Origin of the sequence: Mycolicibacterium wolinskyi str. Jessa 2025 (assembly GCF_049241375.1) — a bacterium.
Taxonomy (GTDB): Bacteria; Actinomycetota; Actinomycetes; order Mycobacteriales; family Mycobacteriaceae; genus Mycobacterium; species Mycobacterium wolinskyi.
Window position 1 is genome coordinate 649,758 of the sequence record NZ_CP185960.1, and the last position, 16,535, is coordinate 666,292.

General features: G+C 67.8%; 17 protein-coding genes. 13 read left to right on the forward strand and 4 right to left on the reverse strand.

Features of this window, described 5'->3' with window-relative positions; translation table 11 throughout:
* Position 1: 1 nt before the first annotated feature.
* Genes ACOI2T_RS03345 through ACOI2T_RS03355 form a run of 3 tightly spaced genes read right to left on the reverse strand, consistent with a single transcriptional unit; the run spans position 2 to position 3,155 of the window.
* Entirely contained in the window at positions 2-1,018 is a 1,017-nt protein-coding gene (locus tag ACOI2T_RS03345) for a zinc-binding dehydrogenase (RefSeq protein WP_409502641.1), read from the reverse strand.
* Positions 1,018-2,196, reverse strand: a complete 1,179-nt coding sequence (locus ACOI2T_RS03350) for an LLM class flavin-dependent oxidoreductase (RefSeq protein ID WP_067850376.1) — start codon at positions 2,194-2,196, stop codon at positions 1,018-1,020. Before ACOI2T_RS03350 ends, ACOI2T_RS03345 begins: the two co-directional genes overlap by 1 nt.
* A complete protein-coding gene (locus ACOI2T_RS03355; protein ID WP_409502642.1) occupies positions 2,193-3,155 on the reverse strand; it encodes an alpha/beta fold hydrolase in 963 nt (320 codons plus the stop codon). Before ACOI2T_RS03355 ends, ACOI2T_RS03350 begins: the two co-directional genes overlap by 4 nt.
* A gap of 159 nt (positions 3,156-3,314) precedes the next feature.
* Between ACOI2T_RS03355 and ftsH the strand changes: the two genes are divergently transcribed.
* The 11 genes from ftsH (at position 3,315) to ACOI2T_RS03410 (ending at position 13,206) form a co-directional block, all read left to right on the forward strand.
* Positions 3,315-5,651 carry an ATP-dependent zinc metalloprotease FtsH gene (gene ftsH, locus ACOI2T_RS03360; protein WP_067850378.1) on the forward strand — a complete coding sequence of 779 codons (2,337 nt, stop codon included), beginning with the start codon at positions 3,315-3,317 and terminating at the stop codon, positions 5,649-5,651.
* Between the two features lie 18 nt (positions 5,652-5,669).
* Positions 5,670-6,293 (forward strand): GTP cyclohydrolase I FolE, encoded by a 624-nt coding sequence (gene folE / locus ACOI2T_RS03365; protein WP_067850380.1) that lies wholly within the window; start codon positions 5,670-5,672, stop codon positions 6,291-6,293.
* A 20-nt stretch (positions 6,294-6,313) separates the two neighbouring features.
* Positions 6,314-7,123, forward strand: coding sequence for a dihydropteroate synthase (gene folP / locus ACOI2T_RS03370; RefSeq protein ID WP_409502755.1), 810 nt, complete (start codon positions 6,314-6,316; stop codon positions 7,121-7,123).
* Positions 7,116-7,496, forward strand: coding sequence for a dihydroneopterin aldolase (gene folB / locus ACOI2T_RS03375; protein ID WP_409502643.1), 381 nt, complete (start codon positions 7,116-7,118; stop codon positions 7,494-7,496). The genes folP and folB overlap by 8 nt, the downstream gene beginning before the upstream one ends.
* On the forward strand, positions 7,493-8,029 hold the full coding sequence (gene folK / locus ACOI2T_RS03380) for a 2-amino-4-hydroxy-6-hydroxymethyldihydropteridine diphosphokinase (protein ID WP_409502644.1): 537 nt from the start codon (positions 7,493-7,495) through the stop codon (positions 8,027-8,029). The genes folB and folK overlap by 4 nt, the downstream gene beginning before the upstream one ends.
* Entirely contained in the window at positions 8,029-8,505 is a 477-nt protein-coding gene (locus ACOI2T_RS03385; RefSeq protein ID WP_067850386.1) for a DUF3180 domain-containing protein, read from the forward strand. Before folK ends, ACOI2T_RS03385 begins: the two co-directional genes overlap by 1 nt.
* Before the next feature lie 77 nt (positions 8,506-8,582).
* Positions 8,583-10,016: a DUF6779 domain-containing protein gene (locus tag ACOI2T_RS03390; RefSeq protein WP_409502645.1), complete on the forward strand. Its 1,434-nt coding sequence runs from the start codon at positions 8,583-8,585 to the stop codon at positions 10,014-10,016.
* Between the two features lie 82 nt (positions 10,017-10,098).
* Entirely contained in the window at positions 10,099-11,046 is a 948-nt protein-coding gene (locus ACOI2T_RS03395) for a Rossmann-like and DUF2520 domain-containing protein (RefSeq protein WP_409502646.1), read from the forward strand.
* Positions 11,043-11,984: a pantoate--beta-alanine ligase gene (panC, locus tag ACOI2T_RS03400; RefSeq protein ID WP_085143307.1), complete on the forward strand. Its 942-nt coding sequence runs from the start codon at positions 11,043-11,045 to the stop codon at positions 11,982-11,984. The genes ACOI2T_RS03395 and panC overlap by 4 nt, the downstream gene beginning before the upstream one ends.
* The gene (gene panD / locus ACOI2T_RS03405) at positions 11,984-12,391 is read left to right on the forward strand and encodes an aspartate 1-decarboxylase (protein WP_067850395.1); all 408 of its coding nucleotides are present in this window, start codon (positions 11,984-11,986) and stop codon (positions 12,389-12,391) included. Before panC ends, panD begins: the two co-directional genes overlap by 1 nt.
* The gene (locus ACOI2T_RS03410) at positions 12,391-13,206 is read left to right on the forward strand and encodes a type III pantothenate kinase (RefSeq protein WP_409502647.1); all 816 of its coding nucleotides are present in this window, start codon (positions 12,391-12,393) and stop codon (positions 13,204-13,206) included. Before panD ends, ACOI2T_RS03410 begins: the two co-directional genes overlap by 1 nt.
* Position 13,207: 1 nt before the next feature.
* Here ACOI2T_RS03410 and ACOI2T_RS03415 read toward each other — a convergent pair whose 3' ends face one another.
* On the reverse strand, positions 13,208-14,437 hold the full coding sequence (locus ACOI2T_RS03415; protein ID WP_409502648.1) for an alanine racemase: 1,230 nt from the start codon (positions 14,435-14,437) through the stop codon (positions 13,208-13,210).
* Here ACOI2T_RS03415 and lysS point away from each other — a divergent pair.
* Together lysS and lsr2 are read left to right on the forward strand one after the other, a co-directional pair.
* On the forward strand, positions 14,425-15,984 hold the full coding sequence (lysS, locus tag ACOI2T_RS03420) for a lysine--tRNA ligase (protein ID WP_409502649.1): 1,560 nt from the start codon (positions 14,425-14,427) through the stop codon (positions 15,982-15,984). The genes ACOI2T_RS03415 and lysS overlap by 13 nt on opposite strands.
* Positions 15,985-16,101: 117 nt before the next feature.
* Positions 16,102-16,446, forward strand: coding sequence for a histone-like nucleoid-structuring protein Lsr2 (lsr2, locus tag ACOI2T_RS03425; protein ID WP_067850404.1), 345 nt, complete (start codon positions 16,102-16,104; stop codon positions 16,444-16,446).
* The last annotated feature ends 89 nt before the right edge of the window (positions 16,447-16,535 follow it).

Genomic DNA, 16,535 nt, shown 5'->3' on the forward strand with positions numbered 1-16,535 from the left:
CTTAGGGCGTCACCAGGATCTTGCAGTGCCGGTCCGGATCGGCGAGCTCGGTGAACGCGTCGCCCACGGCGTCGAGCTCGACACGACCGGTGATCATCGGTGCCACATCGATCTCGCCTTCGGCGATCGCCCGCAGCGAGTTCGCGAATTCGGCCGGGTCGTAGCCGAATACGAACTGGATGTTGATCTGCTTGGTGATCGCGTAGAAGGGGTGCACGGTGTCGGGCTGCATGCACACCCCGGCCACCACGAGCCGCGAGCCCGCGGGCGCCCGCCGCAGCACGTCGTCGATGATCCCCGGTGCGCCGACGGCTTCGAAAACCACCTTGGGCTGGCACTGGTGGAACGGCGAATCCTCGGCGGGGTCGAGCGTGACGTGGGCACCCACGGTGGTCGCGAGCTCTCGTCGCGCCGGAGAGAAGTCCGACGCGACGATGTTTTCCACACCACGCTGCTTGAGCGCCGCGATGATCGCGATACCCACCGGGCCGCAGCCGACGACGAGCGCGGTCTCGCCCCGCTCGATACGCGCCGCGTTCACCGCGTGCAGGCCGACGGCCATCGGCTCGGTGAGCGCGGCACGGTCCGCGTCGAGGCCGTTCGGTATCGGCAACAGCAGCGGCGCCGAAAGCAGCATCTTCTCGGCGTAGCCGCCGATCGTGGTGTTGCTGTAGACGATCATGTCGACTCCGGTCGTCGAGATCAGCGCGGGGATCGACGTGACCAGGGTGCCGGGCGCATGCGTTTCGGTTTCCGGTCCGGCGTCGAGGATCTCGGCGCTGAACTCGTGACCCATGAAGATGTCGCGGGACAGGTCGATGCCGGCGTTGATGTCGGGCAGCCCCTCCATCTGCGCGCCGGCGGCCAGCATCTCGTCACCGTGCTCGGCGAAATGCAGGTCCGATCCACAGATCCCGCACGCCTTCACGTCGACCAGCACCTGCCCGGGCCCGGGAACGGGATCGGGCACGTCGTCACGCACGACCATCCGGCCGTCGCGCAAAACCGCGGCGCGCATCAGCTCTGCCCTTCCTTCGTGTGCTCGGTGATGGCGTTCACGATGGCCTGCCCGGCCCGGCCCAGCAGTTGATCCCGCATGCCCTTGGCCCAGTCGTGGGAGGCCTGCGCCGCCGTCAGCTGGCCCTTGAAATGGGGGATGACCTCGCGGGCGAACAGCTCGTACGAGTGGAACGTCGCCGCGGGCGGAGCCCAGTCGTGGCCGAGCATCAGGAACGTGCCGAAGCCGCCCGAGCGGTCCAGCAGATCCTGGATGTAGGCGATCGCGTCGGCCGTGGTGCCGATGCAGCAATTGCCTTTGGACGCATAGTTTTCCACGAACTCGTAGGCCGACGGCGCCACTTCCGCCTCGTTGGCCAGCGGCACGAAACCGGCCGCGCCGAAATAGTTGGCGAAATCCTGCAGCCCGTACGTGCAGTCCTCGATCGCCTGTTCACGCGTATCGGCGAGGTGGATGATGCCCAGCACGCGCCAGTCCTTGCGATCGGGTTCGGGTCTGCCGGACTTGGCGGCCTGATCCCGCACGACGTCCCACGTGGTCTCGACGGCGGCGTAGCCGCCTGGCACCGACATCGACAGCGACAGCAGCGATGTGCCCAGCGCCCCGGCCAACCGTGGTCCGGATGGCGAAATCATTGCCGCGGTTGAGATTTCCGGGTATGGCCAGGTGTAGGGACGGATGTGGAGCGCGGCGTCGCGCAGCGTGAACCAGTCCGTCTTGCGGTCGATCCGCTCGTCGGGCGCGGCCCGGAACAACGCCAGGATCGCCTCGAGGGATTCCTGCATCATCGGCCGCTGATCGACCGGATCGATACCCATCATGTAGGCGTCCGACGGCAGCGCGCCCGGTCCGGTACCGAACATCACCCGGCCGCGTGTCAGGTGGTCGAGCAGCACCCAGCGGTCGGCGACCATCAGCGGGTGGTGGTAGGGCAGCGACACCACGCCGGTGCCGAGCCGGATATGCCGCGTGCGTTCGGCGGCCGCGGCGATGAACACCTCCGGGCACGCGATGAGTTCGTAACCACCCGAATGGTGTTCGCCGAACCACGCCTCGTCGTAGCCGAGCCGGTCGAGCGCCTCGACGCGGTCCATGTCGTATTGCAGCGCGGTGGTGGGGGATTGGCCGACGGGGTGGAACGGCGTGATGAAGACGCCGAAGTTGAGTGGCCTGTTCACTTCAGACTCCCGAGGAACTCCAGCAGCACGGCGTTGACCTCGTCGGGCCGCTCCTGCTGCAGCCAGTGGCCCGCGCCGTCGAGCAGCACCTCGCGGTACTCGCCGGTGACCACGTCGCGCACGTGGTCGCGCGGGGTGAAGCTCAGCACCGGATCGGCGCTGCCGGCCAAAAACAGGACGGGTACGTCGATGGTGGTGGCGGGCGCCGTTTCGGTCAGCTCCCAGTTGCGGTCGAAGTTCCGGTACCAGTTCAGGCCGCCGGTGAACCCGGTGCGGCTGAACTCCGCGATGTAGTGGTCGAGTTCCTCGGCGGTGATCCAGTCCGGCAGGCCGTCCGGTTCGGGCAGGCGGTCGATGAATCCTTCCGGTCCTGGCGCGATCATGCGTTCGGCGGCGAACTCGTCACCGGTGGTACGCAGGCCACCCAGCATCCTGCGGATGGCGCGGGCGGGATCGCCGCCGAGCTCGGCGTCGGCCACGCCGGGCTCCTGGAAGTACAGGATGTAGAAGAAGTTGTCGCCGAAGATGTTGCGCCAGATCTGCGTGGGGGCTGCCGGCGACCGCGGGATCGGGGGAACACTCAGCGCGGCGACGCCGGCGACCCGGTCGGGGTAATACAGCGGGAAGTTGGTCACCACGGGCGAACCCCAGTCGTGGCCGACGAGCACGGCCTTCTCGGCACCCACTTCGTCGAGCAAACCGGCGATGTCAGCCGTCAGCTTGGTGATGTCGTAGTCCTCGATCGCGCTGGGCTGCGACGAACCGCCGTATCCGCGCTGATCCGGGGCCAGGACGTGGTAGCCGGCCTCGGCCAGAACCGGAATCTGGTGTCGCCACGAGTACGCGAGTTCGGGGAATCCGTGGGCCAGAACGACGACCGGGTTTCCCCGCTCACCCGCTTCTGTCAGCCGCAACGTGACGCCATTGGTATCGACTAACCGTTCGGTCGGTGTGATCACGATCTCACCCAAGCACAGCCGACGGCTGGGGGCCAGACACCGTCGGGAACTGCCGAGCGTTGGTCTAGCGGTAGCCTTATAACTTGCCTTGCTGCGCGTATTAGGAAGGACCCCGGCCGGGCGGCCGACAAAGATGAAGCCAACGAAGGCCGATGATCGATGAACCGGAAAAATGTTATCCGCACGCTGACCGTGATCGCGGTTGTGCTGCTGCTGGGCTGGTCGTTCTTCTATTTCAGTGACGACACCCGCGGCTACAAGCCCGTCGACACCTCTGTGGCACTCGCCCAGATCAACAGCGACAACGTCAACAGTGCGCAGATCGACGACCGTGAACAGCAACTACGGCTCGATCTGAAGAGCGGCAACGACGCCACCGAAGACAGCAACAAGATCATCACCAAGTACCCGACGGGGTACGCGGTGACGCTGTTCGACGCGCTGAACGCCAAGAACGCGAAGGTCAACACCGTCGTCAACCAGGGCAGCGTGCTCGGCTCGCTGCTCATCTACATGCTGCCGCTCTTGCTGCTGGTCGGCTTGTTCGTGATGTTCTCGCGCATGCAGGGCGGCGGCCGCATGGGCTTCGGCTTCGGCAAGTCGCGCGCCAAGCAGCTGTCCAAGGACATGCCCAAGACCACGTTCGCCGACGTCGCGGGTGTCGACGAGGCGGTCGAAGAGCTCTACGAGATCAAGGACTTCCTGCAGAACCCGTCGCGGTATCAGGCGCTGGGCGCCAAGATCCCCAAGGGCGTTCTGCTCTACGGCCCGCCCGGAACCGGTAAGACCCTGCTCGCACGCGCCGTCGCCGGTGAGGCCGGTGTTCCGTTCTTCACGATTTCGGGTTCCGACTTCGTCGAGATGTTCGTCGGCGTCGGTGCCTCGCGCGTGCGCGACCTGTTCGAGCAGGCCAAGCAGAACAGCCCATGCATCATCTTCGTCGACGAGATCGACGCCGTCGGCCGCCAGCGCGGCGCCGGCCTCGGCGGCGGCCACGACGAACGTGAGCAGACGCTGAACCAGTTGCTGGTCGAGATGGACGGCTTCGGCGATCGCCAGGGCGTCATCCTGATCGCCGCCACCAACCGGCCCGACATCCTCGACCCGGCGCTGCTGCGGCCCGGCCGCTTCGACCGCCAGATCCCGGTGTCCAACCCCGATCTGGCCGGCCGTCGCGCGGTGCTCAAGGTGCACTCGCAGGGCAAGCCCATCGCGCCCGATGCCGATCTGGACGGCCTCGCCAAGCGCACGGTCGGCATGTCCGGCGCCGATCTGGCCAACGTGATCAACGAGGCCGCGCTGCTGACCGCCCGCGAGAACGGCACGGTCATCACCGGCCCCGCGCTGGAGGAGGCGGTCGACCGCGTCGTCGGCGGCCCGCGCCGCAAGAGCCGCATCATCAGCGAGCACGAGAAGAAGATCACCGCCTACCACGAAGGCGGCCACACGCTCGCGGCCTGGGCGATGCCCGACATCGAGCCGATCTACAAGGTCACGATCCTGGCGCGCGGCCGCACCGGCGGCCACGCCGTCGCCGTGCCCGAGGACGACAAGGGTCTGATGACCCGGTCGGAGATGATCGCCCGGCTCGTGTTCGCGATGGGCGGACGCGCGGCCGAGGAGCTGGTGTTCCGCGAGCCCACCACGGGCGCGGTGTCCGACATCGAGCAGGCCACCAAGATCGCGCGCGCCATGGTCACCGAGTACGGCATGAGCTCCAAGCTGGGCGCCGTGCGGTACGGCACCGAGCACGGCGACCCGTTCCTGGGCCGCACGATGGGCACTCAGGCCGACTACAGCCACGAAGTCGCCCAGATCATCGACGACGAGATCCGCAAGCTCATCGAGGCCGCCCACACCGAGGCGTGGGAGATCCTCACCGAGTACCGCGACGTGCTCGACACGTTGGCCGGTGAGCTGCTCGAGAAGGAGACGCTGCACCGCGCCGAACTGGAAGCCATCTTCGGCGAGGTGAAGAAGCGTCCGCGCCTGACCATGTTCGACGACTTCGGTGGCCGCGTGCCGTCGGACAAGCCGCCGATCAAGACCCCGGGCGAGCTCGCGATCGAACGCGGCGAACCGTGGCCGCCGCCGGTCCCCGAGCCGGCGTTCAAGGCCGCGATCGCGCAGGCGAGCCGCGAGGCCGAGGCTGCCCGCCAGAAGAACGGCGCGGGTACCAACGGGGCGCCGAGCAACGGCGCGCCCAATCCGACGCAGCCCGATTACGGTGCCCCGGCCGGCTGGCATGCCCCCGGCTGGCCACCGCCGCCGCAGCAACAGCAACCGCAGCAGCCCGGATACCAGCCGCAGCAAGGCTATTGGTATCCGCCGCCGCATCCGTCGGGATGGCAACAGCCCCAGCCGTACCCGTATCAGCCCTACCCGCATCCCGGCCAGCAGGCAGGCAGTCCGGATCCCTCCGGACGGCAGCACGAGGAATCCGGCAAGGACGGCGGGCACACCGGTGACCGGTCAAATCCACCGGCGCACGGCTGATCCGAGAGCGGAGGCTTCATGACGTCGGTTCGCGAGCACAACACCGCGACAAACAACGCCGCCAAGGACCATCCGGTGTTCGACCAGCCGCGGGCCGAGGCGGCGGTGCGGGAACTGCTCATCGCGATCGGTGAGGATCCCGACCGACAGGGGCTGGTCGACACTCCGGCCCGGGTCGCGCGCGCCTATAAGGAGTTGATGGCCGGTCTCTACACCGACCCCGACGCGGTGCTCAACACGACCTTCGACGAAGGCCACGACGAACTCGTACTGGTCAAGGAGATTCCGCTCTACTCCACGTGCGAGCACCATCTGGTGTCGTTCCACGGCGTGGCCCATGTCGGCTACATCCCGGGGGTCGACGGCAGGGTGACCGGCTTGTCGAAGATCGCACGGCTCGTGGACCTGTACTCGAAGCGGCCGCAGGTACAGGAACGCCTGACCGCTCAGATCGCCGACGCGCTGATGCGCAAGCTCGATCCGCGTGGCGCCATCGTGGTCGTCGAGGCCGAACATCTCTGCATGGCCATGCGCGGAGTCCGCAAACCGGGCGCGGTGACCACGACCTCGGCCGTGCGCGGACAGTTCAAGACCGACAAGGCATCTCGGGCCGAGGCGCTGGAACTCATCCTGCGCAAGTGAGATCACCGCGCGTGCAGGTCATGGGGGTCGTGAACGTCACCGACGATTCCTTTTCCGACGGTGGCAAGTTCATCGACCGTGACCGCGCCGTCGAACACGGCCTCGCGCTGGCCGCGGCGGGCGCAGCGATCATCGACGTCGGTGGTGAGTCGACGCGGCCCGGTGCCGTCCGAGTGGACCCGGCCGTGGAGGCGTCCCGCGTCGCACCGGTGATCAGAGAGCTTGCCGCCCAAGGCATCACCGTCAGCATCGACACCATGCATGCCGGCGTCGCGCGGGCGGCGCTGGAAAGCGGCGCCAAGATCGTCAACGACGTCTCGGGCGGGCTGGCCGATCCGAACATGGCCGGAGTGGTGGCGGACGCCAACGTGCCGTGGGTGCTCATGCACTGGCGGTCGGTGGGCGCAGACCAACCGCACCATGTCCCGGGCTACCGCGACGTGGTCGCCGAGGTGCGCACCGAGCTGCTCGGCGCGGTCGACGCCGCCGTCGCCGCCGGGGTCGATCCCGACCGGTTGATCATCGATCCCGGATTGGGTTTCGCCAAGACCGCCCAGCACAATTGGGCTCTGTTGCACGCGCTGCCGGAGTTAGTCGCGACCGGTATCCCGGTCCTGGTCGGCGCATCCCGCAAACGCTTTCTCGGTTCATTGCTGGCCGGCCCGGACGGCGAGCCGCGACCGCCCGGCGGCCGCGAAACCGCCACCGCGGTGATATCCGCTCTTGCCGGCCTGCACGGCGCATGGGGTGTTCGTGTGCACGACGTGGTAGCTTCCGTCGACGCGCTGAAGGTCCTGGACGCCTGGAACTCGGGAGGTCGGAGTGGCTGATCGAATCGAGTTGCGCGGCTTGAAGGTTCGCGGCAACCACGGGGTGTTCGACCATGAGCGCCGCGACGGGCAGGACTTCGTCGTCGACATCACGGTGTGGCTGGACCTGCGTTGCGCGGCAGCCACCGACGACCTCGCCGAAACACTGGATTACGGGGCGCTGGCGCAGCGCGCCGCCGACATCGTCGCCGGACCGCCGCGCAACCTCATCGAGACGGTCTCGGCCGAGATCGCCGACGACCTCATGGCTGACGAGCGGCTGCACGCGGTCGAAGTCGTCGTCCACAAACCGAGCGCGCCGATCCCACTGACCTTCGACGATGTCGCGGTGGTGGCCAGGCGGTCGCGGCGGGGTGAGCGGGGCACGAAATGAGCCGCGTCGTGTTGTCGATCGGGTCGAATCTCGGCGACCGGCTCGCGCGGCTGCAGTCCGTGCTCGACGGGCTCGGCCCGGCTGTGCGGGCGGTGTCGCCGGTGTATGAGACCGCGGCCTGGGGCGGCGTGGAACAAGGGCCGTTCCTGAACGCGGTGCTCCTCGCCGACGATCCGAATCTGGACGGTCACGGTTGGTTGCGGCGCGGCCAGGAACTCGAGCAGGCGGCCGGCCGCGTGCGCGGTCAGCGCTGGGGTCCCCGGACCCTCGACGTCGACCTGGTCACATGCCACGACGGCGACGTCGAGATCATCTCCCGCGACGACGGGCTGACGTTGCCGCATCCGCTGGCCCACCTGCGCGCCTTCGTGCTCATTCCATGGCTGGCGGTGGATCCCGACGCCACCTTGACCGTGTCGGGCGAACAGCGTCCCGTGCAGCGCCTGCTGTCCGAGATCGATCCGGCCGAGCGAGCCGGGGTCACGCGCACCGACCTCGTGCTCGAACTGCGAACAGAGCCGGCACCCGACTGATGGGCCCGACCCGTAAACGTGACCTCACTGCCGGCGCCGTCGTCGTCGCCGTGCTCGGCTATCTGCTGATCACCTTGCTGTACCGGTGGTTCCCGCCGATAACCGTGTGGACCGGCCTGTCGCTGCTCGCGGTCGCGATCGCCGAGGCAGGTTGGGCCTTCTACGTCCGGGCCAAGATCAACGACGGTGAGATCGGGGTCGGCGGGGGCAGGCTGCATCCGCTCGCGGTGGCCCGCTCGGTGGTGATCGCCAAGGCCTCGGCCTGGGTGGGTGCACTGGTGGCGGGCTGGTGGATCGGCGTGCTGGTCTACCTGTTGCCCAGACGGGCCACGATCCGCGTTGCCGGCGAGGACACCGCGGGTGTGGTGGTCGCCGCCGTCAGCGCGCTCGCGCTCGCCGTCGCCGGGCTGTGGTTGCAGCATTGCTGCAAGTCACCGGAGGAGCCGCCGGAGAACGGTGACGCGGCGCCGGAGTGAACGCAGGCCGAACTTGGATCGCCGAATCGCCGCCGCGGTCGACACGCTAGGTGACCAGTGGCAGGTACAGTCGGCCCATGACCGTTCTGCCCCGCGGTGGTCGGCCACGGCGCGGCGGCCGAAGGCCAGGCTGGCTGCTCTTGACGGTGTTGCTGGTGCTCGCCATTTTGGCGAGTTCGGCGCTGGTGTTCACCGACCGTGTGGAGTTGCTGAAATTAGCCGTCATTCTGGCGTTGTGGGCTGCCGTGGTGGCCGCCTTCGTTTCTGTCATCTACCGCCGCCAGAGTGACCTCGACCAGGCCAAGGCGCGGGACCTGAAACTGGTCTACGACCTGCAGCTCGATCGCGAGATCTCGGCTCGTCGCGAATACGAGCTGACCGTCGAGACCCAGCTGCGCCGCGAGCTGGCCTCAGAGCTGCGGGCCCAGGCTGCCGACGAGGTCGCCGCGCTGCGCGCCGAACTGGCTGCGCTCCGGGCCAATCTGGAAATTCTGTTCGACACCGACCTCGCGCACCGTCCCGCGATCGAAACCGACAAGAGTGCGGTGCGATCCGCCGGGCGCGTTAAGGCCAGCCGCCTCGACGTACCCGAGGTTCGTGACGTCGAAGCCACCGACATCCGCTCGGTCCGCACCGAGGAAAGCCCCATCATCGACGTGCCGGCAGAACCGCATCCGCCGGAGAACGACTGGCCGCCGACGCCACCGGCCGACGGTGGCGCACACCGGTTCCCGTCGCAGCGCCCGCCCGCCCCCGAGCAGCCACGCCGCAGGCGGCGCCAGACCGAAGAACAGCAGGCACCGCCGCCGCGCAAGCCCGAACCACAGCCCGCGCCACCGCCCGCTCCGCAACCCGCCGCACGCCAGACCGAGCGTCCGGCCGAAGAACCCGCGGCGCGCAGGCACGCGGTGGACGCCCGGCCCGAGCCGCGGCAACCCGAGCCCCAGTCAGCCTGGGCGCCGCCCCCGCCGCCGCCGACCATGCCGCCGCTGCAACCGTCGCCGACGATCGACGCACCGAAGCCCGAACCACACAGCGAACCCGCGGCGGCCGGCTGGACGCCCGCACCAGCCGAGGGCCAGTGGATTCCGGCAGGTGCACCGGGCAGCAACTGGTCTGCGCCAGTGAAGGAAAACGGGGCATCACCCGAGTACGTCGGTCGGCGCCGGGCGCCGGAGCCTGCCGACGCCGCCGAGCCCGCCCCGCCGACCCAGGCCGCTGCGCCGGCTCCGCCGACGATGTCTGCCCCGGCGCCCGAACCACCCCGCGGCCGCCACTCCGCCCCGGCCGACGCCGGCGATCCCGGCCGCCCCGGTGCGCAACCCGCCCCCGTGCTCGCAACCGAGCCCGCAGAGCCCCCGCCGCCACCCCAGCCCGAGCGGGCCTCACGGCACCGCAGCGACGACGAACCGAGTGGTCAGCACGCCGGCGGGCAGTCGGCCGCCGAACTGCTGGCCCGGTTCCAGGCCGCACCGACGGGAGGCGGGCGTCGCCGCCGCCGCGACGAGTGAGTTAGTCTCGTGGCAACCGTCCGGTACCCGCAGCGCGGGACTGGAACGTATGAAATCACTTCGACTTGTGAGGTCGTCTGCAATGGAGCAGTCCCCCGCGCGCGGGTGGAGTCCGCCTGACGGACTGCGTCCGGCGCGGCTGAGCGTCGGCGTCGTGTCCGCGGGCCGCGTCGGCACCGCGCTCGGCTACGCCCTTGAGCGGGCCGAGCATGTCGTGGTGGCCTGCAGCGCCATCTCAGAACCCTCCCGGCTGCGGGCACAGCGCCGGCTCCCGGACACCGCGATCCTGCCGGTACACGACGTCGCCCAGCGGTCCGAGCTGCTCCTGCTGACCGTTCCCGACGCCGAACTCGCCGGTTTGGTCTCCGGGCTCGCCACGACCGGGGCGGTCCGTCCTGGCACCATCGTCGCCCACACGTCCGGCGCGAACGGCGTCGCAATCCTGACGCCGCTGGCCGAACAAGGCTGTATCCCGTTGGCCATTCACCCGGCGATGACGTTCACCGGATCGGACGAGGACATCGCCCGGCTCCCCGACACCTGCTTCGGGATCACCGCGGCCGACGAGGTCGGCTACGCGATCGGCCAATCCCTGGTGTTGGAGATCGGCGGTGAGCCGTTCCGGGTGCGGGAAGACGCCAGAACCCAGTACCACGCGGCCCTCGCACACGCCAGCAATCATCTGGTCACGCTCGTCCTCGACTCGGTCGACGCGCTCCGCGCCTCATTGCGCGGTCAGGAACTGCTCGGCCAGGAACTCGTCGGTGACGAGCCGGGCGGCATCGCCGAACGCGTGGTGGCCCCGCTGGCCCGCGCGGCGCTGGAGAACGCGCTGCAACGCGGGCAGGCCGCCCTCACCGGACCCGTGGCGCGCGGCGACGCGGCCGCGGTCGCAGCGCATCTGAATGCCCTGCAGGAACTGGATCCTGAACTGGCACAGTCGTATCGGGCCAACTCACTGCGCACCGCGCAGCAGGCCCACTCGCCCAAGGAGATCTTTGCCGTGCTGGCAGAAGCGAGCGAACAATGACAATCAGCAAGGCGCCGAAGTTCACGCCAGGCGAACTCAACGTCTACTCCGCACCCGCCGACGTCGCCGCGGTCACGCGGGCGCTGCGGACCAGCGGTCGACGAGTGACGCTCGTGCCAACGATGGGCGCACTGCACGAAGGCCATCTGACACTCGTGCGGGCCGCCAAACGCGTGCCCGGGGCGGTTGTGGTGGTGTCGATCTTCGTCAACCCGCTGCAGTTCGGCGCGGGCGAAGATCTCGACGCGTACCCGCGCACCCTCGACGACGACCTTGAGGCGTTGCGTGCCGAAGGTGTCGAGATCGCGTTCACCCCGACGGGCTCGGACATGTATCCGACCGGCCCGCGTACCTCGGTGCATCCCGGACCGCTCGGTGAAGAACTCGAAGGCGCTTCTCGCCCAGGGCATTTCGCGGGTGTGCTGACGGTCGTGCTCAAGCTCTTCCAGATCGTGCGACCCGATCGCGCCTACTTCGGCGAAAAGGACTACCAGCAGTTGGCATTGCTGCGGCAGATGGTCGCCGACCTCAACGTCGACGTGCAGATCGTCGGCGTCCCGACGGTGCGCGAATCCGACGGGCTGGCCCTGTCATCGCGCAACCGCTACCTCGACGCCGACGAGCGCGAACAGGCCGGTGCACTCTCGGCGGCGTTGCTCGCGGGCAAATATGCCGCCGCGGGCGGTGCCGACGCCGCGGTCGACGCCGCGCGGGCAGTGCTCGACGAGGTCCCCGCCATCCAGGTCGACTACCTGCAGGTGCGCGACCCCATGCTCGGCCCGGCGCCATACGAAGGTGCGGCCCGGCTCCTGGTCGCTGCCCGGCTCGGGCGCACGAGGCTGCTGGACAACATCGCCGTCGACATCGGAGCGTCCGCGGGCATCGACGGACATCCACGGGTCTCTGACGACAACCATGAACTCCCTTGGAGGAACTGATGCAGCGCACGATGCTGAAATCGAAGATCCACCGCGCCACCGTGACGCAGGCCGACCTGCACTACGTCGGCTCGGTGACCATCGACGCCGACCTCATGGAGGCCGCCGATCTGCTCGAAGGTGAGCAGGTGACGATCGTCGACATCGACAACGGCGCACGGCTGGTGACCTATGCCATCACCGGCGAGCGCGGCACCGGCGTCATCGGAATCAACGGCGCCGCAGCGCATCTCATTCACCCTGGCGATCTGGTCATCCTGATCGCCTACGGCGTGATGGAGGACGCCGAGGCGCGCAGCTACCAGCCGCGCGTGGTGTTCGTCGACGCCGACAACAAGCAGATCGACCTCGGTCACGATCCGGCGTTCGTGCCTGCCGATGCCGCCGAACTGATGTCGCCGCGATAATGCTGCTCGCCATCGACGTCCGTAACACGCACACCATCGTCGGGCTGATCTCCGGATCTGGGGATCACGCAAAGGTGGTGCAGCAGTGGCGAATCCGGACCGAATCCGAGGTGACCGCAGATGAGTTGGCCCTCACCATCGACGGCCTGATCGGCGACGACTCGGAACGCTTGACCGGAGCGGCGGGGTTGTCGACCGTACCGTCGGTGCTGCACGAGGTGCGGTTGATGCTCGAACAGTACTGGCCGTCGGTGCCGCACGTCCTGATCGAACCAGGGGTGCGCACCGGAATCCCGTTGCTCGTCGACAATCCCAAAGAAGTCGGCGCCGACCGCATCGTGAATTGCCTTGCGGCGTATCATAAATACGGGTCAGCGGCGATCGTCGTCGACTTCGGGTCCTCGATCTGTGTCGACGTGGTCTCGGCCAAGGGCGAGTTCCTCGGCGGCGCGATCGCCCCAGGTGTGCAGGTGTCCTCCGATGCCGCTGCGGCCCGTTCGGCGGCACTGCGCCGCGTCGAGCTGACCCGGCCGCGCTCGGTGGTCGGCAAGAACACCGTGGAGTGCATGCAAGCCGGCGCGGTGTTCGGATTCGCCGGGTTGGTCGACGGTCTGGTCAATCGCGTCCGAGAGGACGTCGACGGCTTCGCGGGCACCGACGTCGCGGTCGTCGCCACCGGATATACCGCTCCGCTGGTGCTGCCCGATCTGCGGACGGTCGAACACTACGACCGCCACCTGACCCTCGACGGGCTTCGTCTGGTCTTCGAACGCAACCGCGACAACCAGCGAGGTCGGCTCAAGCCCGCGCGTTGACCTAGAAGAACGTCCGCACCAGATCGATCACGCGGTCCTCGTCATCGAGCAGCGGGATCAATTGCCATTTGTCGAATGTGGTGCAGGGATGGGAAATTCCGAACGGCAGCCATTCACCGACCCGCACCGAATCGGCAGATCCCAATTGCAGGAACGCGTGCTGGTCGTTGAGTTTTGTCACCGAGCTTGCCGGCAGACCGAGGGGGACCGGAAGCCCGGCGTCGAATGACACGTCGCGCCGGCCCATGGTCACGAGCGCCAGTTCGGGCTCGGGCCGCGAGACGACTTGCCCCCACACCTGCATCGCGGCCCGCAGCTCCAGCGGCGACGTGCGTGCGTACAGACCGTCGTCGTGCGTGAGATAACACCCGCTGCGCAACACCGTCCGCACCGTCAAACCCTCCGGCCAGCCGCCGGTGAGCAGATCGGCGACCGCATCGAAGTACGTACTGCCGCCTGCGGTCACGATCACCTCGTCGGCCTCGAAGAGGCCGGCCAGCCGCACCACGGCTGCCCGCAGTTCGCCCAGATAGGCCCGCACGTCGGCGATCGCACCGGCCGTCACGTCATGCCCGGTGGCCGCCTCGTATCCCGCCACCCCGACCAGCCGTAACTTCGGGCTGGCGGTTACGGCTCGCGCGACCTCGTCGACCTCATCGGAGCTACGGCATCCGGTGCGCCCACCGGCCATACCCACCTCGACGCACACGTCCACCGGACGCCCGGCCCCGGCCAGCGCCGTCGCCATCAACTCTGCGCCGGCAACCGAATCCACCCAGCACACCACGTGAAAATCGGGGTTGGCATCGAGCTCGGCGGCCAGCCAGCGCAGGCCCGCGGTGTCGGTGACCTCGTTGGCCAGGACCACATCGCGAAAGCCGAATGCCCGAAAGACGCGCACCTGGCTCACGGTCGCGGCGGTCACCGCACAGGCACCGGCCTGGAATTGGCGGGCCAGCAGCTGCGGGGCCATATGGGTCTTGCCATGCGGGGCCAATTCGACGCCGCGATCGCGGCACCAGTTCGCCATCGTCACGAGATTGTGCGCGAGCGCGGATTCGCGCAGGACGCATACCGGGCCGACGATGTCGTCGTCGAACAGTCGGGGGCGGCGAGCGGCGATCTGCGCGGGCGTCTGGCCCCACCACGAGGCGGGCAGTCCCTTGAATCGCCAGTCGATCGGCTCCTCGGCCAGTGCGGCCAGGCTCGGCGCGCTCCATGGTGCGGTCACGTGTTCATTTAAGCTGGCATTTCGTGACCCCAGCCGACAGCGACGCAACGTCCGAATCCCAGGCCGGCCTCCCTGAGCAGTTCCGGATCCGTCAGGCCAAGCGGGAGCGCTTGCTCGCCGAGGGCCGTGACCCGTACCCGGTGAAGGTCGACCGCACCCATACCCTCGCAGAGTTGCGCAGCGCATACCCGGAGCTGCCCGCCGACACCCAGACCGGGCAGATCGTCGGCGTCTCCGGCCGCGTGGTGTTTGCCCGGAACTCCGGCAAGCTGTGCTTCGCGACCCTGCAGGAGGGCGACGGTACGCAACTGCAGGCCATGATCAGCCTCGCGCAGGTGGGTCAGGAGTCGCTCGACGCGTGGAAGAGTGACGTCGATCTCGGCGACATCGTGTTCGTCCACGGCGAAGTGATCAGTTCCAAGCGCGGCGAGCTTTCGGTTCTCGCCGATTCCTGGCAGATGGCGGCCAAGGCATTGCGGCCACTTCCGGTTGCTCACAAAGAAATGAGCGAAGAGGCTCGCGTGCGTCAGCGGTACGTCGATCTCATCGTGCGGCCCGAGGCGCGCACCATCGCGCGGCAGCGCGTCGCGGTGGTGCGGGCGGTGCGGTCGGCGCTGGGACGCCGTGGCTTCCTCGAGGTCGAGACGCCCATGCTGCAGACGCTCGCCGGCGGGGCGGCGGCACGCCCGTTCGTCACTCATTCCAACGCGCTCGACGTCGATCTGTACCTGCGCATCGCGCCGGAACTGTTCCTGAAACGCTGTCTCGTGGGTGGTTTTGAGAAGGTTTTCGAGTTGAATCGGAACTTTCGTAACGAAGGTGTCGATTCAACTCACTCGCCGGAATTCGCGATGCTGGAGACATATCAGGCCTACGGTGACTACAACGATTCCGCGATCGTGACGCGTGAGCTTATTCAGGAAGTCGCCGACGACGCGATCGGTACCCGTCAGGTGCCATTGCCTGATGGCACGATCTACGACCTCGACGGGGAATGGGCGACGCTCGAAATGTATCCGTCACTCTCCGAAGCACTTGGGGACGAGATCACACCCGACACTCCGGCCGAAGACTTGTGGCGGATTGCCGATCGCCTCGAGCTCGAGATTCCGCGCGATCGTGGCTTCGGTCACGGAAAATTGGTCGAGGAACTCTGGGAGCACACGGTCGGGGAAAAGTTGTGGGCCCCGACGTTCGTCCGCGACTTCCCGGTCGAGACGACTCCGCTGACCCGCGCTCACCGCAGCATTGACGGGGTTACAGAGAAGTGGGATTTGTACATCCGCAACTTCGAACTCGCCACCGGATACTCCGAACTGATCGATCCGGTAATCCAACGGGAACGGTTCGAAGCCCAGGCGCGGGCCGCGGCGGCCGGAGACGACGAAGCAATGGTTCTCGACGACGATTTCCTCGCCGCATTGGAGTACGCCATGCCGCCGACCACTGGAACCGGAATGGGTATCGATCGGTTGTTGATGGCGCTGACCGGCTTGTCAATTCGAGAGACGGTTTTGTTCCCGATTGTTCGGCGCCAGAGCAACTGAACTGCTTCGACACGCGTCTTGTTGAAATAAGGCGCGTCTCTGTGGCACATTGGGGCCGGGGTGCGGATACTCTTAAGTAGTCACCAATGCGCAAGCAGAAGGGTTCGGTGCGGGGTAATGGCGAAAAAAGTGACCGTCACGTTGGTTGACGATTTCGATGGTGAAGCCACCGCCGACGAGACGGTCGAATTCGGGCTCGACGGTGTGAGCTACGAGATCGACCTTTCCTCCAAGAATGCCGCGAAGCTGCGCAACGATCTGAAGCAGTGGGTCGAGGCCGGGCGCCGGGTCGGCGGTCGCAGGCGCGGCCGCGCGGCGGGCACCCCCGGACGGGGCCGCGGTGCCATCGATCGCGAGCAGAGCGCGGCGATCCGGGAGTGGGCGCGGCGCAACGGACACAATGTGTCGACCCGCGGCCGCATCCCCGCCGACGTGATCGATGCGTTCCACGCGGCAACATAATCGATAGTTGCCAGCACGCCGGGCCGGGTCAGCTGACCGGTCCGGCGTTTCGCTAGCGGCGAACCCCACCCGCGCCATTTCCGGAAACG